Source organism: Pseudomonas sp. C7.1 (assembly GCF_056312395.1).
Genome location: NZ_JBWDTL010000003.1, coordinates 384,285 through 404,170, shown reverse-complemented (window position 1 = coordinate 404,170; position 19,886 = coordinate 384,285). Strand labels below are relative to the sequence as shown.

Here is a 19,886-nt window from a genome sequence, read left to right as displayed (position 1 = left end):
ATACCATGCTGCAACTTATGTGGTTTCGTACCGACCTGCGCGTGCAGGGCAACAGCGCTCTGGCCGCCGCCCTAAGCAGCGGCCCGACCGTGGCGCTGTACCTGCTCAGCCCCGGGCAGTGGCTGGCACACGATGATGCGCCGAGCAAGGTCGACTTCTGGCTGCGCAACCTCAAGGAGCTGGCCAGCGAGCTGGGCAAACTCAACGTGCCGCTGCTGGTGCGTGAGGCCGATGACTGGAGCGCCGCAACCCAGGTGATCGGCCAGCTGTGCCAGCAGCTGCAGGTCGGCACGGTGCAGGTCAACGAAGAATACGGCGTGCATGAAAGCCGCCGCGACCAGGCCGTGGCCGGGGCGCTGGATGGCCTGGGGGTGAATTTTCGCAGCCATCTGGATCAGCTGTTCTTCAAGCCTGGCAGCGTGCTGACCAAATCCGGCGGTTACTTTCAGGTTTACAGCCAGTTCCGCAAAGTTTGCTATCAGCGCCTGCACACTGCACTGCCAGCGCTTATCGCCACGCCTAAAGCGCAGGCACCGCTGGCGATCCAAAGCGATGCCATTCCTGAACAAGTTGTAGGCTTCGCCCTGCCCGCTTCAGAACTGCGTGAGCTGTGGCCTGCCGGTGAAGCCGAGGCAGCGAGGCGGCTGGATGATTTTGCCGCGCAGCAGATCGACTTCTACCAGAGTGCCCGCGACTTCCCCGCCAAGCCCGGAACCAGCCAGCTATCCGCCTACCTAGCCGCAGGGGTTATCTCACCGCGCCAGTGCCTGCATGCAGCGTTGCAGGCCAACCAGGGCGAATTCGACAGCGGCAATATCGGGGTGATCACCTGGATCAACGAGCTGCTCTGGCGCGAGTTCTACAAACATATCCTGGTCGGCTACCCGCGCGTGTCCATGCACCGCGCCTTCCGCGCGGAAACCGAGGCTGTGGCCTGGCGTGATGCGCCGCAGGAGCTGAAAGCCTGGCAGGAAGGCCGTACTGGTTTTCCGATTATCGACGCCGCCATGCGCCAGTTGCTGGCCACCGGCTGGATGCACAACCGCCTGCGCATGGTTGTGGCGATGTTTCTGACTAAGAACCTGTTGATCGACTGGCGCGAAGGCGAGCGTTTTTTTATGCGCCACCTGATCGACGGTGACCTGGCGGCGAACAATGGCGGCTGGCAATGGAGTTCCTCCACCGGCACCGATTCGGCGCCGTACTTTCGCATCTTCAATCCGCTGAGCCAGTCGCAGAAGTTCGATCCGGATGGCCGCTTTATCCGCCAGTGGCTGCCCGAACTGGTCGGCCTGAATAAAACCAATATCCATAACCCATCTGCCATCGGCGGGCTGTTCGGTATCGCCGACTACCCCTCGCCGATTGTTGACCTGAGCAAAAGCCGTACGCGCGCCTTGGCGGCTTTCAAAAGCCTGCCGCACCTTGCTGGCGAGGAAGTGCCATGAGTGACTTTCTACGCCAGTTCGCCCAGGACTTTGCCGGGTTGAACAAAGACAACCTCGACCGACTGGGCCGCCTCTACAGCGACGACGCGCTATTTTGCGACCCGCTGCATGAAGTGCGTGGCCTGGCCAATATGCAGCGCTACTTCGCCGAGATGTACGCCAACGTCAGCGAACTGCGCTTTGACTTCTATGGCTTTGACCAGGTGCGCGACGGTGAAGGCTACCTGCGCTGGACCATGAGCTACCGCCACCCGCGCCTGGCCAGCGGCCAGCTGATTCGCGTGGAAGGCTGTTCGCACCTGCTGTGGCAGGACAAGGTCTATCGTCATCGTGACTATTTCGACGCAGGCAGCCTGCTCTATGAGCACCTGCCCTTACTCGGCTCGGCAATTCGTTGGCTGAAAAGGAGGTTGGCATGAACGCGAACGCACGGCGTATCTGGCTCACTGGCGCCAGCAGTGGCATCGGCGCAGCACTGGCTGAACAACTGCTTGAACAGGGTCACCGCCTGGCTCTCAGCGCCCGCACCATCGAGCCTTTGCAGGCGCTGGCCAAGCGCTATCCGCAGCAGGTGTTGGTGGTCGCAGGCGACCTTGGCGATGCAGCCCAGGTGCGGGCAATCGGCGAGCATATTGGCCAGGTCTGGGGCGCACTGGATTGCGTCATCCTCAACGCCGGCACCTGTGAATATGTCGAGGTCAGCACCTTCGAGGCGGCCATGGTTGAGCGGGTGATGCGCGCCAACCTGCTCTCTGCCAGTTACTGCATCGAAGCCGCCCTGCCTTTGCTGCGCCAGGGCAATCGGCCGCATCTGGTCGGTGTCGGCAGCTCGGTCACCTTTATGCCGCTGCCGCGCGCCGAAGCTTACGGTGCCTCAAAGGCGGCCATGCGCTACCTGATGGAAGCCCTGCGCATCGACCTGCACGCCGAAAAAATTGCCGTTACCCTGGTCAGCCCCGGATTTGTCGACACCCCGCTGACGCAAAAAAATGACTTCCCCATGCCTATGCGCTGGCCGGTGGACAAAGCCGCCCGGCATATCGCCGAACGCCTGCACCAGCAGCCCTTTGAAATAAGCTTTCCCGGCCCGTTTATCGCCATGCTCAAGCTGCTCGGCCATTTGCCCAAGCGCTTGCAGGTGGCCATCGGCGCCCGCATGGCCCGCACTGAAGCCAAGAACAAGGACAACCCATGAAGATCGCCATTATCGGCAGCGGTATCGCCGGTTTGACCAGCGCTTACCTGCTTAACCGCAAACACGAGATCACAGTGTTCGAGTCTGGCGACTGGATTGGCGGGCACACCCATACCGTGGATGTGCAGGTTGCTGGCCAGAGCTACGCCGTGGACACCGGGTTTATCGTGTTCAACGACTGGACCTACCCGAACTTTATTCGCCTGCTCAGCCAGCTCGGCGTCGGCTTCAAGGCCACCGAGATGAGCTTCTCGGTCAGCGACCCGGTTAGCGGCGTGGAGTACAACGGGCACAACCTCAATACCTTGTTCGCCCAGCGCCGCAACCTGATCTCAGCGAAATTTATCGGCATGGTGCGCGACATCCTGCGCTTCAACCGCGAGGCACTGAACGACCTCAACCAGCAGCGCATCGCCAGCACCATGACCTTGGGCGATTACCTCAAGGCCAATGGCTACAGCGAGCGCTTTATCGCGCATTACATCGTGCCGATGGGCGCGGCGATCTGGTCGATGTCGCTGAACGACATGCTTGGCTTCCCGCTGCAGTTCTTCGTACGTTTCTTCAAAAACCACGGCCTGCTGTCAGTCAGCGACCGCCCGCAATGGTGCGTGGTCGAGGGCGGCTCCAGCAGTTACATCGCGCCGCTGACCGAGTCTTTCAAACAGCATATTCGTCTTAACTGCGCGGTGAGCCGGGTCGAACGTGATGGCGATGGCGTCACTGTGCATAGCGCTGCCGGCGCCGAGCGCTTCGATAAAGTGGTATTCGCCTGCCACAGCGACCAGGCCCTGGCCCTGCTGGCCGAACCGACCCGGATCGAGAAGGAAATTCTCGGCGCGCTGCCTTATGCCGATAACGACGTGGTGCTGCACACCGACACCCGCCTGTTGCCCAAACGGCCACTGGCCTGGGCCAGCTGGAACTATCGCCTGGGTGGTTCAGTCAAGCAGCCGGCAGCCGTGACCTATGACATGAACATCCTGCAGGGCATCCAGAGCGACACCACCTTCTGCGTCAGCCTGAACCAGACCGCCGCCATCGACCCGAGCAAAATTCTTGCGCGCTACACCTATGCCCACCCGCAATACAGCCTGGCCGGCATGGCTGCGCAAGCGCGCTGGGAAGAGCTGCTAGGCGCCAACCACAGCTATTTCTGCGGCGCGTACTGGGCCAATGGCTTCCACGAAGATGGCGTGGTCAGCGCACTGCGCGTGGCCCGCGAATTCGGCGAGGCGCTGTAGTGAGCAGCACAACGGTGATGAACAGCGCCCTGTACAGCGGCTGGGTGCAGCACCGGCGCTTTGCCCCGCGCCTGCACAACTTCCGCTATCGCATGGGCCTGCTCTACCTCGACCTGAGCGAGCAGGACGCCGTGCTGGCGTTGTCGCCCCTGGCCGGGCGTGGTCGTTTTGCACCCTTCGCTTTTCGTGAAACAGATTACCTGCCGCAGTTCACCGGCGCTGGCATCAAGCTAATCGACGCCGTGCGTCAACGCGTGACTGAAGCCCTGGGCCGTACGCCGCAGGGGCATATCTGCCTGCTGACCCAGCCGCGCAGCTGGGGGCTGAGCTTCAATCCGGCGAGTTTCTTCTACTGCCACGAGGCTGATGGCCAGTTGGCGGCGATTCTCTGTGAGGTGAGCAACACACCTTTCCGCGAGCGCTACCACTACGTGCTGCCGGCTGAGGGTACAGGCCATCAACACGTTGCCGTGGCCAAGGCTTTTCACGTCTCGCCCTTTCTGCCGCGCGACCTGGAGTACCGCATGAGCTTCAGCCCGGCCGGCGAGCGCTTAGGCATTCATATGGCCGACTGGCAGGGCGAAGTAAAGCTCTTCGACGCCAGCCTCAGCCTACAACGTACGGAACTGAACCGCGCCAGCCTGCACCGCTACCTAGTGCAGTTTCCCTGGATGACCGGCAAAACAGTTGCCGCCATTTACTGGCAGGCCCTGCGCCTGCTGCTCAAACGCATTCCCCTGTTCACTCATCGGGCCGCTGAAGGTGATTTGCGCGTCGCCCGCCCCGCATCAAAGGAAGTCCCCCATGAAAAGCTCTAGCCTGGCTTCTGCCAAACATGTCGTGCGTGCCGGTAGCGGCATCGGTGCCAGCTTGTTGCGGCGCGCGGTACTGCGCCAGCTGCAACAGCTGCGCCATGGCCAGTTGGTGATAGTCGAAGGTGACGAGCGCATGGAGTTCGGCGATGCCCACTCTAGCCTCAGCGCCGAGATCCAGGTGCAGGATGGTGCGACCTGGGGACTGGTCGCGGGCAACGGCTCGATCGGCTCGGGCGAGGCCTATATCCATGGTTACTGGACCACTCCGGACCTGACCGCAGTAATCCGCGTATTCGTCAGCAACCTCGACGTACTCGACGCCATGGAAAACGGCCTGGCGCGCCTGGGCCGTCCACTGATCCAGGGCCTGCACTGGCTTAACCGCAATACTCGCCAGGGCTCGCGCAAGAACATCTCGGCGCATTACGACCTGGGTAACGAACTGTTCGAGCAGTTTCTCGACCCCACTATGATGTACTCGGCGGCGATGTTCCAAAGCGCCGATGACAGTCTTGAACAGGCGCAGCTGCACAAGCTCGAACGCATCTGCCAGAAGCTGGCATTGAAACCCAGTGATCACCTGCTGGAAATCGGCACCGGCTGGGGCAGCATGGCGATCTACGCCGCCACTCATTACGGCTGCAAGGTCACCACCACCACGCTGTCGCGTGAGCAATTCGCCTACACCCAACAGCGCATTGCCAAGCAGGGCCTGCAGGGACAGATCACCCTGCTGCTGGAGGACTATCGCGACCTGGCCGGGCAGTACGACAAGCTGGTATCAATCGAGATGATCGAAGCCGTCGGCCATCGCTTCCTGCCCACCTATTTCGAGCAATGCGCCAGCCTACTGAAACCCGACGGCCTGATGCTGCTGCAAGCCATCACCATCCGCGATCAGCGCTATGAGCAGGCGAAAAACGCCGTGGACTTTATCCAGCGCTATATCTTCCCCGGCGGCGCGCTGCCCTCGGTGAACAAGATGCTTGAAATCATCACCGCCAAAACCGATATGAACCTGCACCACATGGAAGACTTCGGCCTGCACTACGCCCGCACCCTGCGCATCTGGCACGACAACCTGCGCCACGCGCGGCACAAGCTGGAGCAGCAGGGCTACGACGATTACTTCTTCCGCCTGTGGGAGTTCTACCTGTGCTATTGCGAGGGCGGCTTTATCGAGCGCACCATCGGCACCGCGCAATTGCTGCTGGCTAAACCGGCGGCACGTCCTGCTCCACTATTAGGAAATCTCGATGCCTAAATTGATCGTCAACACCCTGCTGTTTCAGCTCGGCTGGTTCGCCTGCGTCTTCGGCGGCGACAGCCTGTGGCTGCTGATTGTCGCAGCGGTGCTGGCGATACACCTGTTGTGGACCAGCAGCTGGGCGGCGGAAGGCAAACTGCTGATCACGGTGTTTCTTGCCGGCAGCGCGCTGGACAGCTTCCTGCTCAACCTCGGCGTGTTCGACTTCGGCGAGCCACGCACGCTGATCCCGCTGTGGCTGGCAGGCCTGTGGCTGCTGATGGCCACCACACTCAACCACTGCCTGGCCTGGACCGCACAACCCTGGTGGCGCGGCAGCCTACTCGGGGCAATCGGCGCGCCGCTGTCCTATTACGCCGGCGCGCAGATCGCCGGCGTCGGCCTGCCCTACGGCACCTGGCAAAGCCTACTGCTGATCGGCGCCCTCTGGGCCGTGGTGATGCCCGCGCTGCATGGCTTTGCCAAGCTCTATCGCAGCCAGTACGAACAAAGCCAACGAACCCGCAAAACAGCGTAGGGCGTACATGCCGAAGGCTTGTACGCCATTCGGGCAGCCAGCGGTGGACAAGGCTTCGCCATCCCCACCCTACAGCGCTCTTGTAGCCCGGATGAAATCCGGGAACGCGATGTGATGGCCACAACCGATGCCCCGGATTGCATCCGGGCTACGGTGTTTGGGGCTTTCGCCGGATGGATTAAACGCCATCCACCCTACGTCGGCGGCAGGCGCCGCAATAACAGCGATCGCGTACACTGCGCGGCATGAGCGAAAGCATTCCCCATATCCAGCTACCCGGCGAAGAAGCCGTCAGTTGCTCCAACTGCGCCGCCTGCTGCTGCCAGCTGGAAGTTATGCTGATCACCGATACCGGCGTACCTCCGCGCTTTATCGACACAGACGATTGGGGCGGCGAAGTCATGCTGCGTCTGGACGACGGCTGGTGCGCCGCGCTGGACCGCGACAGCATGCGCTGCACCATCTACGAAGTGCGCCCACTGATCTGCCGCGAATTCGAAACCGCGTCCCCCGAGTGCCTGGATGAGCGCAAGGGTATGAGCAGCATCTACCGCTAAGCGTTAGAAACTCATGCGGTAATGCAGGCTATAGCTCTCCACCCCATCGTTGGGTTTTTTAAGCCCCGCGTTGGAGTAATGCATGGCGCGTACGCCGACTTCCTGGCCAGCGAAACGTACGCCGAAACCGATGCGGTCTTCAAACTGGAAGGATGAACCCAGGTCGTTGTCTTCCAGCTCGGTGCTGCTGAACGCCGCAATACCGATACCGGCTTCGATATAAGGTTTGAAGCGCTCGCCAGCAAACTCGTAGACGAGCACCGGGCTAAGCGAAAGGCTGTGATTGCTAGAGGCTTGGTCACCGTCCCAATAGGTGTAGGCCGCATCCCAGTAACCGGTCAGACGGCCGACATCACTGACAAGCCAACTCTGGTTGAAATCAAACTGCGTGCCCAGCCGGTAGGTCATGGTCGACTCGCCCGTCTGGGCCACCGCTACACTCAAATCCGCTGCCTGCAGCGCACTCACCGGCCCCAACGCTAAGGCCGCAAATGCAGCCAAGGTAATGACTTTTCTCATGGTAATAATCCTTATTCACCCAAGTAGAAGCGTACTGACGCTGCTTGAGAGTATAGAAATCTTTGCCTGCTGAGAAAGCCGACTTATAGATAAACCTTATCAGGCAGGCCACTGACCAGCGCAGTCTCGCCCCATAGCAATGGCAACACCCGCTGCATAGCCGCAGGATCGCCACTCGACCAGAACTGCGCCGGCTGCGCCGGGCCGCTGGCGAGCAGATCATGGCCAGCTAGCAAACGCTGAACTTGCCGCGCCACCGCCGCGCCCGTGTCAATCAGGCTGATCGACTCGGGCACCAGGCTGCGCAGCAGCGGTTTGATAAAGGGGTAATGGGTGCAGCCGAGAATCAGCGTGTCGCAGCCCTCGGCCAGTAACGGCGCGATAAAGCCCTGCAGCAGCTCACGGGTGGCGGGACTGTCCAGTTCGCCGGCTTCGATCCGCTCGACCAGCCCGGGACAAGGCTGGGTAATAACCCGCACGTCGCTGGCAAAACGGTCGAGCAGCGCGGCGAACTTGGCGCTTTTCAGAGTACCCGTTGTGGCCAGCACGCCGACTACGCCGCTCTGGGTAGCAGCAGCAGCGGGTTTAACCGCTGGCTCCATCCCCACCAAGGGCAACTGCGGATACAACTCACGCAACTCGGCCACTCCCGCCACGGTGGCGGTGTTGCAGGCCAGCACCAGCGCCTTGGCGCCTTGGGCCAGAAGAAACTCGGCCAACACCCGGCAGCGTTCGCGGATAAATTCCGGGCTTTTTTCGCCATAGGGCACATGGCCGCTGTCGGCGACATAGAGCAGTGACTCATTGGGCAGCAGCGTGCGAATCTCGCCCAGCACCGACAGGCCGCCGACCCCGGAGTCGAATACACCAATCGGCGCGTCTGGCTGACTCATATATTTACCCGCTGCAGCCAAGTGTAGGGTGGACATGCCGAAGGCTTGCCCACCACGCAGACAGCACTGGCGGACAAGGCTGGCGCCATGCCCACCCTACGCATCGCCACACACGCTGCAACCCGGATCGCGCTTGACCCGCAGTTCGCGGAAACGGCTGCCCAGCGCATCAATCAGCAGCAAGCGCCCGACCAACGGCTCACCAAACTGCGCCAGCAGCTTCAAGGCTTCCAGCGCCTGCAGACTGCCGACCAACCCCACCAGTGGGCCAACTACGCCCGCCTCGCTGCAAGTCAGTTCGGCCTCGCTGCCGTGGCCGTAGATGCAGTGGTAGCAGGGGCTGTCATCGCGGCGTGAATCGAACACCGAGAGCTGGCCTTCCAGGCGAATCGCCGCGCCGCTCACCAGCGGCACCTTGGCCGCCACGCAAGCGGCATTGACCGCCTCGCGGGTACTGAAGTTGTCCGAACAATCCAGCACCAGGTCCACCGCCGCCACGTCACCATTCAGGGAGTCGGCGTCCAGGCCCTGGGGATGCAGCTGCAACTTGAGCTGCGGGTTGATCGCCAACAGGCGCTGGGCCGCCGACTCCACCTTGGGCAAGCCGATGCTGGCGGTGTCGTGGGCGATCTGTCGTTGCAGGTTAGTCAAATCAACCGTATCGAAGTCCGCCAGATGTAGCTCACCAACGCCGGCAGCCGCCAGATACAGCGCCACCGGCGAACCCAGGCCGCCGAGGCCGATGATCAGCACGCGGCTGTTTTTCAGGCGCAGCTGGCCAGCGATATCGATCTGTTGCAGGAGAATCTGCCGGCTGTAGCGCAGCAGCTCCTCATCATTCAGCATGTCCTGCGAGCTCATGGCGTCACTCATTATCGAAACATCCCAGGCTGATACGCTCATGGCCGCCGAGGTCACGCCGGCTTTCCACCGCGCTAAAACCGCGCGCGCTAAGCAACTCGCGCACTGCTGCGGCCTGATCGAAGCCGTGCTCCAGCAGCAACCAGCCACCCGCTTGAAGATAGTCCGGTGCCTGGGCAATGATCAGTCGAATATCGTCCAGCCCATCCGCGCCCGCCACCAACGCACTGCTCGGCTCGAAACGCACATCGCCTTCGCCCAGATGTCGATCATCGGCGGCGATATACGGTGGGTTGCTGACGATCAGCTGATAGTGCTGGCCTGCCAGGGCGCTAAACCAGTGGCTTTCAACAAAACTGGCGTTGTTCAGATTGAGACGCACGCGATTGCGTTCAGCCAGAGCCACCGCCTCCGCCACGCGATCCACCCCGGTTAGCCGCCAGGCCTGGCGCTCGCTGGCCAAGGCCAGGGCAATCGCACCGGTGCCGGTGCCGAGATCCAGCAGCGCAGCGGGCGTGGCCGGCAGCAGCGCGAGAACGGTTTCCACCAGCAGCTCGGTATCCGGGCGCGGAATCAGGGTATGCGAGGCAACTTCCAGCTCCAGGCTCCAGAAACCCTGCTGACCGAGGATATAGGCCACCGGCTCGCCAGCCTGACGCCGCACCAGCGCCGCCTGGTAACGCTCAAGCTGCGCCGCATCAAGTTCGTGCTCCGGCCAGGTGTGCAGATAGCTGCGCGACTTGCCCAGGGCGTGGGCGAGTAGCAGCTCAGCGTCCAGGCGCGGGGTGGGCGAGTCGGGTAGTTCGGCGTGGTTGAGCAGGAATTCGATGGTGGCCATGGCATTTATTCCGTAGCCCGGATGCAATCCGGGACATGCGTCAACGGTCGCTCCCGGATTACATCCGGGCTACGAAAAGCGCGAATCAATCACCCAGCGCCGCCAGCTGATCGGCCTGGTATTCGACCAGCAGCGGTTCGATAATCGCTTCAACGCCGCCAGCAATCACTTCGTTGAGCGAATACAGGGTCAGGTTGATACGGTGATCGGTGACCCGGCCTTGCGGGAAGTTGTAGGTGCGGATGCGCTCGGAACGGTCACCGGAGCCCACCAGCAATTTACGCGAGTCGGAAATTTCCTTGTGCGCGGCGGCTTCCTGCTGGTCTTTGAGTTTCGCCGCGAGCCAGGCCATGGCCTTGGCGCGGTTCTTGTGTTGCGAGCGCTCCTCCTGACATTCCACCACAGTGCCGGTGGGAATGTGGGTGATGCGGATCGCCGAGTCGGTGGTGTTAACGTGCTGACCGCCGGCGCCGGAGCTGCGGTAGGTGTCCACACGCAGGTCGGCCGGGTTGATGTCGATGGCCATCTGCTCATCCGGCTCGGGCAACACCGCCACGGTACAGGCCGAGGTGTGGATGCGGCCCTGGGATTCGGTTTCCGGTACGCGTTGCACACGGTGCGCACCGGACTCGAACTTGAGCTTGCCGTAAACGTTGTCGCCCTCAACCCGGGCAATCACTTCTTTATAACCGCCGTGCTCGCCTTCGCTGGCCGACAGCACTTCAACGCGCCAGCCCTGCTTCTCGGCATAACGCGAGTACATGCGGAACAGGTCGCCGGAGAAGATCGCCGCCTCGTCGCCACCGGTGCCGGCGCGCACTTCGAGGAATACGTTACGCCCGTCATTCGGGTCTTTGGGCAACAGCATGCGTTGCAGCGTGGCTTCCAGCTCGATCAGCTGTTCCTTGGCCTCGGCGACTTCTTCCTCGGCCATCTCGCGCATGTCCGGGTCGCTGTCTTTGAGTAGCGCCTGAGCACCTTCGAGGTCGGCCTGGACTTTACGGAAGGCACTGAACGCCTGGTACACTGGCTCAAGTTCGGCGTACTCCTTGGAATAGGCGCGGAACTGTGGCTGATTGCTGATCACTTCGGCATCGCCAAGCAGCGCAGTCAGCTCTTCGAAACGGTCCTGCAACAGGTCGAGTTTATTGATCAATGACGCTTTCATTGCAGACCTTTATTTATTGGCCGAGCCGCTCTGGGTAGCAGCAGGCGGCGCGCCCTCGTCGAGGGCAAACAGTTCTTGGGCCACGCCCAGCGCATCGACGCGGCCGTCAGCAGAGAATTTTTTCAACTGCACGCTGGGCGCATGCAGCAACTTGTTGGTCAGGCCGCGAGCCAGCAGCGCCAGCACATCCTCGGCCGAACTGCCGTTATTAAGCAGACGTAAAGCCTTGTTCAGCTCCTCATCACGCAGGCGCTCAGCCTGCTGACGATAGGCCTTGAGCACATCCACCGCCGCCAGTTCACGCAAACGCAGCATAAAGTCACGAGCGCCGACGCTGACCAGCTCTTCCGCAGCCTGGGCCGCGCCCTGACGGCTCTTGAGGTTTTCCGCGATCACCTCGTGCAGGTCATCGACGGTATACAGGTAAACGTCGTCCAGCTCGCCAACTTCCGGCTCGATATCGCGCGGCACGGCGATGTCGACCATAAATATTGGTTTGTGCTTGCGCTGCTTCAGTGCGCGCTCCACCGCGCCTTTGCCGAGAATCGGCAGCTGGCTGGCGGTGGAGCTGATGACGATATCGCTATTGACCAGCTCATCGGGAATTTCCGAGAGCAGCACGGCATGGGCACCGAACTGCTCGGCCAGGCTGCTGGCGCGCTCCAGGGTGCGATTGGCTACCACGATGCGCTTGATGCCCTGGTCGTGCAGATGACGGGCGACCAGACTAATGGTTTCACCGGCGCCGATCAGCAGCGCCTGGCTGCGATGCAGGTCGGTGAAGATCTGCTTGGCCAGGCTAACGGCGGCAAAGGCTACAGAGACCGGGTTTTCGCCGATGGCGGTATCGGTGCGCACGGTCTTGGCAGTGCTGAAGGTGGCCTGAAACAACCGCCCAAGCAGCGGGCCGAGCGTGCCGGCCTCGCGGGCCACGGCAAAGGCCGACTTCATCTGGCCGAGAATCTGCGGCTCGCCCAACACCATGGAATCCAGCCCCGAGGCGACGCGCATCATATGGCGCACGGCTTCATCATCGGCATGGATATAAGCGCAGGCACGCAACTCTTCGAGGCTCAGGCGGTGATAACCCGCCAGCCAGCCCAGCACTTCATCAGCGCTCAGGTCATCCTGCTCAAGGTATAGCTCACTGCGATTGCAGGTCGAGAGAATCGCCACTTCGCGACTGCTGGTGCGCTGACACAGCTGTTGCAAAGCCTCAACCAACTGCTCGGGAGTGAAAGCCACGCGCTCGCGGACGTCCACCGAGGCGGTCTTGTGGTTGATACCGAGGGCAATAAAAGCCATGCACGTCGCTGACAGGGAGTGGAAGCCGGCAATTGTCCTACTTCGGCCAAGGGAGAACAACCACTGCGGCCTATTGTCCCAATAGCCAGGTTTATCTCTTAATCCGCATCATGGCCGCCCATGGGCTTGCCCCAACGCTTGTGTCATGATGCCCAAACCGCAGGTTGGCCACATACTCTTCCTATGAATAGATCCTTCGCCTTGCTGACTGCCGCTGCCTTATTAAGCGGTTGTCAAACGTTTGCCCCCTCTGCCCCGGATGGCACGCCACCGGTGGAAGATCCTGCTGTCGTCGCCGCACAAACCCAGCCGCAGGTTTACCGCAACTTCAGTCAGGAAACCCTGCTGTCGCTGCTGATCGCGGAACTGGCCGGGCAACGCAACCGCTTCGACATTGCCCTAGACAACTATGTAGAGCAGGCCAATGCCACCCAGGATGCTGGCGTCGCCGAGCGTGGCTTTCGCATAGCCGAATACCTCGGGGCCGAGCAGCCCGCCCTGGAAACCAGCCTGATGTGGGCCAAGACCGCGCCTGAAAATATCGACGCGCAGCGCGCCGCTGCCGTGCAGCTGGCCCGCGCCGGTCGTTATGACGAGTCCATGGCATTTATGGAGCAGGTGCTGCAGCGTCAGGGCGATACGCATTTCGACTTTCTCGCCCTGTCCGCCGCTGAAACCGATCCGGACACCCGCACCGGACTGCTGCAGAGTTTCAACCGCCTGCAGACGAAGTACCCGGATAACAGCCAGCTGCAATTTGGCAAAGCCCTGCTGCTGCAACAAGACGACCGTCCGCAGGAAGCCCTGGCGCTGCTGGAGCAACAACCCAGCAAAAACCGCCCCATTGCCTCGATCCTGCTGCACGCACGCCTGCTGCAAAGCCTTGAACGCAACGATGACGCCCTGCCGCTGCTGAAAAAAGGCATCCAGCAGCACCCGGACGACAAACGCCTGCGCCTGACCTACGCCCGCCTGCTGGTCGCCGAAGACCGCCTGGATGAAGCCAAGGGTGAGTTTGCCTCGCTGCTGCAACAACACCCCAATGATGATGACCTGCGCTTTTCTCTGGCACTGGTCTGCCTGGAAGCCAAAGCCTGGAAAGAGGCGATTGTCTACCTGGAGGAACTGGTCGAGCGCGGCAGCCACAGCGAAGCGGCGCACTACAACCTGGCCCGCGCCTATGAAGAACTCGGCGATACCTCCAGCGCACTGATCGAGTACGCCCTGGTTGGCCCCAGCAATGACTATCTGCCTGCCCAATCCCGGCAGAGCGATCTGCTGTTCAAAGAACAGCGTGGCGAAGAAGCCTCCGAGCGCCTGCGCCAGGCCCGCGAGAGCCAGCCGGACTACGCCATCCAGCTGTACCTGATCGAGGCCGAAGCCTGGTCCAAGCAGCAAGACACCGAGCGCGCCTGGCAGCTTATCCAGCAAGCCCTGGAACAGTTCCCGGAAGACCTCAACCTGCTCTACACCCGCGCCATGCTCGCCGAGAAGCGCGACAACCTGGCCCTGCTGGAACAGGACCTGCGTTTTATTCTCGAACGCGAACCGGACAACGCCATGGCCCTCAACGCCCTGGGCTACACCCTGGCCGACCGCACCACGCGTTACGCTGAAGCCAAGCAGCTGATCGAGCAGGCGCACCAACTCAACCCGGAAGACCCGGCGATTCTCGACAGCCTCGGCTGGGTGAATTACCGCCTGGGCAACCTGGATGAGGCTGAACGCCTGCTGCGCCAAGCGCTGCAAGAATTCCCCGACCACGAAGTCGCCGCCCACCTGGGCGAAGTGCTGTGGGCGCAAGGCAAACAGAAAGAAGCGCGCAAACTCTGGCGCGAAGCCCTGAAACAGCAACCTGATAGCCCAATCCTGCGCAGCACCCTGCTGCGCCTGACCGGAGCAGAGACACTCTGATGTTTGCGCGCCACCTGATAGTTTTCAGCCTGATCACCTTATTGGCAGGCTGCGCCGGCCTGACCTCCCGCGAAGCCCTCGAAGGCCAGGGCAATGCGCAAAGCTGGCAAGCCCACAAGGAGCAGATCAGCAACCTGGATGCCTGGCAGATCAACGGCAAAGTTGGTATCCGCGCGCCGAAAGACTCCGGCAGCGGCACCCTGTTCTGGCTGCAACGCCAGGATTACTACGACATCCGCCTGTCCGGCCCCCTGGGGCGCGGCGCCGCTCGCCTGACCGGCCGCCCTGGCGCCATTCAGCTGGAAGTGGCCAACCAGGGCCGCTACCAAGCCGAGTCGCCGGAGCAGTTGCTGCAAGACCAGCTAGGCCTGAACCTACCAGTCTCGCACCTACTTTGGTGGATTCGCGGCCTGCCCTCGCCGGATAGCAAAAGCCGCCTGAGCCTCGATAGCCAAAGCCACCTGGCACAGCTGAGCCAAGACGGCTGGCACGTTGAGTACCTAAGCTATGCCGAACAGAATGGTTTCTGGCTGCCGGAGCGCATCAAGCTCAGCGGCTTTGATCTGCAAGTCACCCTGGTAATCAAGGACTGGCAACCGCGCCAGCTCGGCCAATGAGCGCCCCGGCAATACCCGCCGGGGCCGAGTTGATTCTGCCGGCACCGGCCAAGCTCAACCTGATGCTGCACATCCTCGGCCGCCGCGCCGACGGTTATCACGAGCTGCAAACTCTGTTTCAGTTTCTCGACTTCGGTGACGAACTGGGCTTTGCCTTGCGCAGCGACGGTGAGATTCACCTGCATACGCCCATCGACGGCGTGCCCCACGACAGCAACCTGATCGTGCGCGCCGCGCGCCTGCTGCAACAACACGCAGGCTGCACCCAGGGCGCCGATATCTGGCTGGATAAACGCCTGCCCATGGGCGGCGGCATCGGCGGCGGCAGCTCGGATGCCGCCACCACCCTACTCGGCCTCAACCACCTGTGGCAGCTAGGTTGCAGCGAAGACCAACTGGCCACCCTGGGCCTGAGCCTGGGCGCAGACGTACCGGTATTCGTGCGCGGCCACGCCGCATTTGCCGAAGGCGTGGGGGAAAAGCTGCAACCGGTAACTCTGAGCGAACCCTGGTTTCTTGTCGCGATTCCGCAAGTACTTGTCAGTACAGCGGAAATTTTCTCCGACCCTGAGTTGACACGGGATACGCCGCCCATTAAAGTTCGCAGCCTTCTTGAGGGGGGTGGTCGTAATGACTGCCAGCTGGTAGTCCAGAAGCGTTACCCAGAAGTTCGTAACGCTTTGATCTTGTTGAACAAATTTGTTTCAGCTCGATTAACCGGCACTGGAGCTTGTGTGTTTGGGAGCTTCCCAAACCAGGACGATGCTGGTAAAGTCGCCCGCCAACTTCCAGCCACATTGCCAAGTTTTATAGCCCAAGGCCGTAACATTTCGATGTTGCACCGCAAGCTCGAAACATTGGTCGGGAAGTGAATGCACGCTGTACGTTGTAAAGCATCGGGTTGTATGTAGGGGCGTCGCCAAGCGGTAAGGCACCAGGTTTTGATCCTGGCATGCGTTGGTTCGAATCCAGCCGCCCCTGCCATTCCGTCCTGGAGCGGATATACAATTCAACGCATTCGGTTACACAGATACAGGGGCGTCGCCAAGCGGTAAGGCACCAGGTTTTGATCCTGGCATGCGTTGGTTCGAATCCAGCCGCCCCTGCCATTTCTGTACTCATCCAGGTATACCCTCAGCCGGCAGGTACTGCGCGTGTCCAAGATGATGGTCTTTACGGGGAACGCTAACCCCGATCTGGCGCGACGTATCGTACGTCAGCTGCACATTCCCCTCGGTGATGCTTCTGTCGGTAAGTTTTCCGACGGCGAGATCATGATTGAAATCAACGAAAACGTCCGCGGTAAAGACGTCTTCCTGATTCAACCGACGTGTGCGCCAACCAATGACAACCTGATGGAACTGGTAGTGATGGCCGACGCCTTCCGCCGCTCCTCAGCCACTCGAATTACTGCTGTTATCCCCTACTTCGGCTATGCCCGCCAGGATCGCCGTCCGCGCTCCGCTCGCGTGGCTATCAGCGCCAAAGTTGTGGCTGACATGCTCACCGTTGTAGGCATCGACCGGGTTCTAACCGTCGACCTGCACGCGGATCAGATTCAGGGCTTCTTTGATATCCCGGTAGATAACATCTACGGCTCCCCAGTGCTGGTGGACGATATCGAAGACCAACGTTTTGAAAATCTGATGATCGTCTCCCCGGACATCGGTGGCGTAGTGCGTGCACGCGCCGTGGCCAAGTCCCTGGGTGTTGACCTGGCGATCATCGACAAGCGCCGCGAGAAAGCCAACCACTCCGAAGTGATGCACATCATCGGTGATGTTGAAGGCCGTACCTGCATCCTGGTCGACGACATGGTGGATACCGCCGGCACCCTGTGCCACGCCGCCAAAGCGCTGAAAGAACATGGCGCCTCGAAAGTCTTCGCCTATGCCACGCACGCCGTACTGTCTGGCCGCGCCATCGAAAACATCGAAAAATCCGTACTCGACGAGCTGGTGGTGACGAACACCATCCCGCTGTCAGCCGCTGCGCAATCCTGTTCGCGTATTCGCCAACTGGACATCGCACCGGTAGTCGCTGAAGCGGTTCGCCGCATCAGCAATGAAGAATCGATCAGCGCGATGTTCCGTTAACTCGGCACACGCCCTGAGCGCAAACGCCCTGCCCTAATGGCATGGCTTTTCAACCAACCGTCCCGTCGCTGGTCGCAAGCGTAACGGACGGTTTGGTTATTTTGGAGAAGTGAAATGACTGAATTTGCCCTGAATGCCGAAGTGCGTTCCGACCTGGGGAAAGGTGCGAGCCGCCGCCTGCGTCGTAACGTTGCCATGGTTCCTGCCGTAATTTACGGCGGCGAAAAAGCGCCACAATCGATCAGCCTGCTGGCCAAAGAACTGGCCAAACTGCTGGAAAACGACGCAGCCTACAGCCACGTGCTGAGCCTGAACGTAGCCGGCAGCAACGAAAGCGTGATCATCAAAGCCCTGCAGCGTCACCCGGCCAAAGGCTACGTGATGCACGCCGACTTTATCCGCGTCGTAGCTGGCCAGAAACTGACCGCTATTATCCCTCTGCACTTCCTCAACCAGGAAACTGCGGTTGGCGTGAAGCAGCAGGGTGGCGAAGTTTCCCACGTTCTGTCTGAAGTAGAAGTTTCCTGCCTGCCGAAAGACCTGCCCGAATTCATCGAAGTCGATATGGCTGCCATTGAAATCGGCCAGATCGTTCACCTGGCCGATCTGAAACTGCCAAAGGGCGTTGAGCTGGTTGCACTGGCTCACGGCAACGACCTGGCCGTGGCTAACATCCACGCCCCGCGCGTTGTTAAAGACGCAGAAGAAGAAGAAGGCGAAGGCGAAGGCGCTGCCGAGTAAACCTCACAGCGTCGGAAACCGGCCCGGCATGCGATTCTGCCGGGCTATTTCCACAAAAGGGCTCCTGACATGACTGCCGTACAACTGATCGTTGGCCTGGGTAACCCCGGCCCTGAATACGACCAGACCCGGCATAATGCAGGGGCCCTTTTCGTTGAGCGCCTGGCCGACAGCCAGCGCATCAACCTGAGTCTCGACAAAAAGTATTTTGGCCTGGTTGGCAAGTTCAACCATCAGGGCCGCGATGTGCGCCTGCTGATCCCCACCACCTTTATGAACCGCAGCGGCCAGGCCGTAGCGGCATTAGCGAATTTCTTCCGCATCCCGCCGGAAGCCATTCTGGTGGCGCACGACGAACTCGACATGCCCCCCGGCGTCGCCAAACTCAAACAGGGTGGCGGGCACGGCGGGCATAACGGGCTGCGCGACATCATCGCCCAGCTCGGCAATCAGAATAATTTTTACCGCCTGCGGCTTGGCATTGGCCATCCCGGGCACAGCAGCATGGTTTCCAACTTCGTCCTCGGCCGCGCCCCACGCAGCGAACAGGAACTGCTGGATACCAGCATCGACTTTGCCCTAGGCAGCCTGCCGGAAATACTCGTAGGCGACTGGAGCAAGGCCATGCACAAGCTGCACAGCCAGAAAGCCACCTCCTAACTCTTTACCGCCATTCGCGCGAGGGACAACACCATGGGATTCAACTGCGGCATCGTCGGCCTGCCCAACGTCGGCAAGTCCACCCTGTTCAACGCCCTCACCAAATCCGGGATTGCGGCCGAGAACTTTCCGTTCTGCACCATCGAGCCCAACAGCGGCATCGTACCGATGCCCGACCCACGCCTCGCGGCGCTGGCGGCCATCGTCAACCCTAAGCGCATCCTGCCGACCACCATGGAATTCGTCGATATCGCCGGCCTGGTGGAAGGCGCCTCAAAGGGTGAAGGCCTGGGCAACAAGTTCCTCGCCAACATCCGCGAAACCGACGCCATCGCCCACGTTGTGCGCTGCTTTGAAGACGACAACGTGATCCACGTCGCCAACAGCGTCGACCCTAAGCGCGACATCGAAATCATCGACCTGGAACTGATCTTCGCCGATCTCGACAGCTGCGAGAAGCAACTGCAGAAGACCACTCGCAATGCCAAGGGCGGCGATAAAGAAGCTGTCGCCCAGAAGGCCCTGCTGGAAAAACTCATCCCCCACTTCAGCGAAGGCAAGCCAGCGCGTACCCTGATGAAGACTCTGGGCGACGACGAGAAACAACTGGTACGCGGCTTCCACCTGCTCACCAGCAAGCCGGTGATGTACATCGCCAACGTCGCCGAAGACGGCTTTGAAAACAACCCACTGCTCGACATCGTCCAGGCCATTGCTGACGCCGAAGGCGCTCCTGTGGTGCCGGTATGCAACAAGATCGAAGCAGAAATCGCCGAGCTGGATGATGGCGAAGAAAAAGACATGTTCCTCGAAGCCCTGGGCCTCGAAGAACCCGGCCTGAACCGCGTCATCCGCGCGGGCTACGAACTGCTCAACCTGCAGACCTACTTCACCGCCGGTGTCGAAGAAGTCCGCGCCTGGACAGTCAAGGTCGGCGCCACCGCGCCACAGGCTGCCGGCGTGATCCACACCGACTTCGAAAAAGGCTTTATCCGCGCCGAAGTCATCGCCTACAACGACTTCATCCAATACAAGGGCGAAGCCGGCACCAAAGAAGCCGGCAAATGGCGCCTGGAAGGCAAGGAGTACATCGTTAAAGACGGCGACGTCATGCATTTCCGCTTTAACGTGTAAGCAATAATTCGGATCCTGCCGGATCTTGATGGACGCGAGACCCCTTGAATTTAGCTGATTCAAGGGGTTTTCCATTTCCACCAACGCCCAGAGGAAC

The 19,886-nt window shown here is 60.9% G+C and carries 21 protein-coding genes and 2 tRNA genes; 17 read left to right on the top strand and 6 right to left on the bottom strand.

Annotated features, from left to right (window positions below; all coding sequences use genetic code 11):
• The first annotated feature begins 8 nt into the window (after positions 1–8).
• From phrB to AC0T4W_RS05150, 8 genes are all read left to right on the top strand, one after another.
• Positions 9–1,448, top strand: coding sequence for a deoxyribodipyrimidine photo-lyase (gene phrB / locus AC0T4W_RS05185; RefSeq protein ID WP_476323473.1), 1,440 nt, complete (start codon positions 9–11; stop codon positions 1,446–1,448).
• The gene (locus tag AC0T4W_RS05180) at positions 1,445–1,867 is read left to right on the top strand and encodes a nuclear transport factor 2 family protein (RefSeq protein ID WP_476316993.1); all 423 of its coding nucleotides are present in this window, start codon (positions 1,445–1,447) and stop codon (positions 1,865–1,867) included. Before phrB ends, AC0T4W_RS05180 begins: the two co-directional genes overlap by 4 nt.
• Positions 1,864–2,643 (top strand): SDR family NAD(P)-dependent oxidoreductase, encoded by a 780-nt coding sequence (locus AC0T4W_RS05175; protein ID WP_476316990.1) that lies wholly within the window; start codon positions 1,864–1,866, stop codon positions 2,641–2,643. The genes AC0T4W_RS05180 and AC0T4W_RS05175 overlap by 4 nt, the downstream gene beginning before the upstream one ends.
• On the top strand, positions 2,640–3,887 hold the full coding sequence (locus tag AC0T4W_RS05170; protein ID WP_476316987.1) for an NAD(P)/FAD-dependent oxidoreductase: 1,248 nt from the start codon (positions 2,640–2,642) through the stop codon (positions 3,885–3,887). The genes AC0T4W_RS05175 and AC0T4W_RS05170 overlap by 4 nt, the downstream gene beginning before the upstream one ends.
• A 17-nt stretch (positions 3,888–3,904) precedes the next feature.
• Complete coding sequence (locus AC0T4W_RS05165; RefSeq protein ID WP_476323470.1) at positions 3,905–4,705, top strand: DUF1365 domain-containing protein; 801 nt, start codon at positions 3,905–3,907, stop codon at positions 4,703–4,705.
• Entirely contained in the window at positions 4,692–5,966 is a 1,275-nt protein-coding gene (locus AC0T4W_RS05160) for a class I SAM-dependent methyltransferase (RefSeq protein WP_476316984.1), read from the top strand. The genes AC0T4W_RS05165 and AC0T4W_RS05160 overlap by 14 nt, the downstream gene beginning before the upstream one ends.
• Positions 5,959–6,486, top strand: a complete 528-nt coding sequence (locus AC0T4W_RS05155) for a DUF2878 domain-containing protein (RefSeq protein WP_476316981.1) — start codon at positions 5,959–5,961, stop codon at positions 6,484–6,486. Before AC0T4W_RS05160 ends, AC0T4W_RS05155 begins: the two co-directional genes overlap by 8 nt.
• A gap of 245 nt (positions 6,487–6,731) precedes the next feature.
• On the top strand, positions 6,732–7,043 hold the full coding sequence (locus AC0T4W_RS05150) for a YkgJ family cysteine cluster protein (protein ID WP_476316978.1): 312 nt from the start codon (positions 6,732–6,734) through the stop codon (positions 7,041–7,043).
• 3 nt (positions 7,044–7,046) lie between these two features.
• On the opposite strand, the gene AC0T4W_RS05145 is transcribed toward AC0T4W_RS05150, so the two are convergent.
• The 6 genes from AC0T4W_RS05145 to hemA all read right to left on the bottom strand — a co-directional run bounded on the left by AC0T4W_RS05145 (position 7,047) and on the right by hemA (position 12,627).
• Positions 7,047–7,562, bottom strand: a complete 516-nt coding sequence (locus tag AC0T4W_RS05145; protein WP_476316975.1) for an acyloxyacyl hydrolase — start codon at positions 7,560–7,562, stop codon at positions 7,047–7,049.
• An 83-nt stretch (positions 7,563–7,645) separates the two neighbouring features.
• A complete protein-coding gene (gene murI, locus AC0T4W_RS05140; protein WP_476316972.1) occupies positions 7,646–8,455 on the bottom strand; it encodes a glutamate racemase in 810 nt (269 codons plus the stop codon).
• A gap of 96 nt (positions 8,456–8,551) precedes the next feature.
• Complete coding sequence (locus AC0T4W_RS05135) at positions 8,552–9,301, bottom strand: molybdopterin-synthase adenylyltransferase MoeB (RefSeq protein WP_476323467.1); 750 nt, start codon at positions 9,299–9,301, stop codon at positions 8,552–8,554.
• A 19-nt stretch (positions 9,302–9,320) separates the two neighbouring features.
• On the bottom strand, positions 9,321–10,154 hold the full coding sequence (gene prmC / locus AC0T4W_RS05130; RefSeq protein WP_476316969.1) for a peptide chain release factor N(5)-glutamine methyltransferase: 834 nt from the start codon (positions 10,152–10,154) through the stop codon (positions 9,321–9,323).
• An 85-nt stretch (positions 10,155–10,239) separates the two neighbouring features.
• Positions 10,240–11,322, bottom strand: a complete 1,083-nt coding sequence (gene prfA, locus AC0T4W_RS05125; protein WP_275963427.1) for a peptide chain release factor 1 — start codon at positions 11,320–11,322, stop codon at positions 10,240–10,242.
• A gap of 9 nt (positions 11,323–11,331) precedes the next feature.
• Entirely contained in the window at positions 11,332–12,627 is a 1,296-nt protein-coding gene (gene hemA, locus AC0T4W_RS05120; RefSeq protein WP_476316966.1) for a glutamyl-tRNA reductase, read from the bottom strand.
• 183 nt (positions 12,628–12,810) lie between these two features.
• On the opposite strand from hemA, the gene AC0T4W_RS05115 reads away from it, so the two are divergent.
• The 9 genes from AC0T4W_RS05115 (at position 12,811) to ychF (ending at position 19,789) form a co-directional block, all read left to right on the top strand.
• On the top strand, positions 12,811–14,541 hold the full coding sequence (locus AC0T4W_RS05115) for a tetratricopeptide repeat protein (protein ID WP_476316963.1): 1,731 nt from the start codon (positions 12,811–12,813) through the stop codon (positions 14,539–14,541).
• The gene (lolB, locus tag AC0T4W_RS05110) at positions 14,541–15,158 is read left to right on the top strand and encodes a lipoprotein insertase outer membrane protein LolB (protein ID WP_476316960.1); all 618 of its coding nucleotides are present in this window, start codon (positions 14,541–14,543) and stop codon (positions 15,156–15,158) included. Before AC0T4W_RS05115 ends, lolB begins: the two co-directional genes overlap by 1 nt.
• Positions 15,155–16,030: a 4-(cytidine 5'-diphospho)-2-C-methyl-D-erythritol kinase gene (gene ispE / locus AC0T4W_RS05105; protein WP_476316957.1), complete on the top strand. Its 876-nt coding sequence runs from the start codon at positions 15,155–15,157 to the stop codon at positions 16,028–16,030. The genes lolB and ispE overlap by 4 nt, the downstream gene beginning before the upstream one ends.
• Before the next feature lie 37 nt (positions 16,031–16,067).
• A tRNA-Gln gene (locus AC0T4W_RS05100) sits at positions 16,068–16,142 on the top strand.
• Positions 16,143–16,192: 50 nt separating this feature from the next.
• Positions 16,193–16,267 (top strand) — tRNA-Gln (locus AC0T4W_RS05095).
• A gap of 45 nt (positions 16,268–16,312) precedes the next feature.
• Complete coding sequence (locus AC0T4W_RS05090) at positions 16,313–17,254, top strand: ribose-phosphate pyrophosphokinase (RefSeq protein WP_090251437.1); 942 nt, start codon at positions 16,313–16,315, stop codon at positions 17,252–17,254.
• A 114-nt stretch (positions 17,255–17,368) separates the two neighbouring features.
• The gene (locus tag AC0T4W_RS05085; protein ID WP_476316952.1) at positions 17,369–17,995 is read left to right on the top strand and encodes a 50S ribosomal protein L25/general stress protein Ctc; all 627 of its coding nucleotides are present in this window, start codon (positions 17,369–17,371) and stop codon (positions 17,993–17,995) included.
• Between the two features lie 69 nt (positions 17,996–18,064).
• Entirely contained in the window at positions 18,065–18,655 is a 591-nt protein-coding gene (gene pth / locus AC0T4W_RS05080) for an aminoacyl-tRNA hydrolase (RefSeq protein ID WP_476316949.1), read from the top strand.
• Between the two features lie 33 nt (positions 18,656–18,688).
• Positions 18,689–19,789 (top strand): redox-regulated ATPase YchF, encoded by a 1,101-nt coding sequence (gene ychF, locus AC0T4W_RS05075; protein WP_397495141.1) that lies wholly within the window; start codon positions 18,689–18,691, stop codon positions 19,787–19,789.
• Positions 19,790–19,886: the final 97 nt, after the last annotated feature.

What these genes read in the sequence shown, in the direction of transcription:
- AC0T4W_RS05180 (WP_476316993.1), top strand. Translation starts at nt 1,445, where the DNA reads ATGAGTGACTTTCTACGCCAGTTCGCCCAGGACTTTGCCGGGTTGAAC.
- AC0T4W_RS05175 (WP_476316990.1), top strand. Translation starts at nt 1,864, where the DNA reads ATGAACGCGAACGCACGGCGTATCTGGCTCACTGGCGCCAGCAGTGGC.
- AC0T4W_RS05170 (WP_476316987.1), top strand. Translation starts at nt 2,640, where the DNA reads ATGAAGATCGCCATTATCGGCAGCGGTATCGCCGGTTTGACCAGCGCT.
- AC0T4W_RS05165 (WP_476323470.1), top strand. Translation starts at nt 3,905, where the DNA reads ATGAACAGCGCCCTGTACAGCGGCTGGGTGCAGCACCGGCGCTTTGCC.
- AC0T4W_RS05160 (WP_476316984.1), top strand. Translation starts at nt 4,692, where the DNA reads ATGAAAAGCTCTAGCCTGGCTTCTGCCAAACATGTCGTGCGTGCCGGT.
- AC0T4W_RS05155 (WP_476316981.1), top strand. Translation starts at nt 5,959, where the DNA reads ATGCCTAAATTGATCGTCAACACCCTGCTGTTTCAGCTCGGCTGGTTC.
- AC0T4W_RS05150 (WP_476316978.1), top strand. Translation starts at nt 6,732, where the DNA reads ATGAGCGAAAGCATTCCCCATATCCAGCTACCCGGCGAAGAAGCCGTC.
- AC0T4W_RS05145 (WP_476316975.1), bottom strand. Translation starts at nt 7,562, where the DNA reads ATGAGAAAAGTCATTACCTTGGCTGCATTTGCGGCCTTAGCGTTGGGG.
- murI (WP_476316972.1), bottom strand. Translation starts at nt 8,455, where the DNA reads ATGAGTCAGCCAGACGCGCCGATTGGTGTATTCGACTCCGGGGTCGGC.
- AC0T4W_RS05135 (WP_476323467.1), bottom strand. Translation starts at nt 9,301, where the DNA reads ATGCTGAATGATGAGGAGCTGCTGCGCTACAGCCGGCAGATTCTCCTG.
- prmC (WP_476316969.1), bottom strand. Translation starts at nt 10,154, where the DNA reads ATGGCCACCATCGAATTCCTGCTCAACCACGCCGAACTACCCGACTCG.
- prfA (WP_275963427.1), bottom strand. Translation starts at nt 11,322, where the DNA reads ATGAAAGCGTCATTGATCAATAAACTCGACCTGTTGCAGGACCGTTTC.
- hemA (WP_476316966.1), bottom strand. Translation starts at nt 12,627, where the DNA reads ATGGCTTTTATTGCCCTCGGTATCAACCACAAGACCGCCTCGGTGGAC.
- AC0T4W_RS05115 (WP_476316963.1), top strand. Translation starts at nt 12,811, where the DNA reads ATGAATAGATCCTTCGCCTTGCTGACTGCCGCTGCCTTATTAAGCGGT.
- lolB (WP_476316960.1), top strand. Translation starts at nt 14,541, where the DNA reads ATGTTTGCGCGCCACCTGATAGTTTTCAGCCTGATCACCTTATTGGCA.
- ispE (WP_476316957.1), top strand. Translation starts at nt 15,155, where the DNA reads ATGAGCGCCCCGGCAATACCCGCCGGGGCCGAGTTGATTCTGCCGGCA.
- AC0T4W_RS05085 (WP_476316952.1), top strand. Translation starts at nt 17,369, where the DNA reads ATGACTGAATTTGCCCTGAATGCCGAAGTGCGTTCCGACCTGGGGAAA.
- pth (WP_476316949.1), top strand. Translation starts at nt 18,065, where the DNA reads ATGACTGCCGTACAACTGATCGTTGGCCTGGGTAACCCCGGCCCTGAA.
- ychF (WP_397495141.1), top strand. Translation starts at nt 18,689, where the DNA reads ATGGGATTCAACTGCGGCATCGTCGGCCTGCCCAACGTCGGCAAGTCC.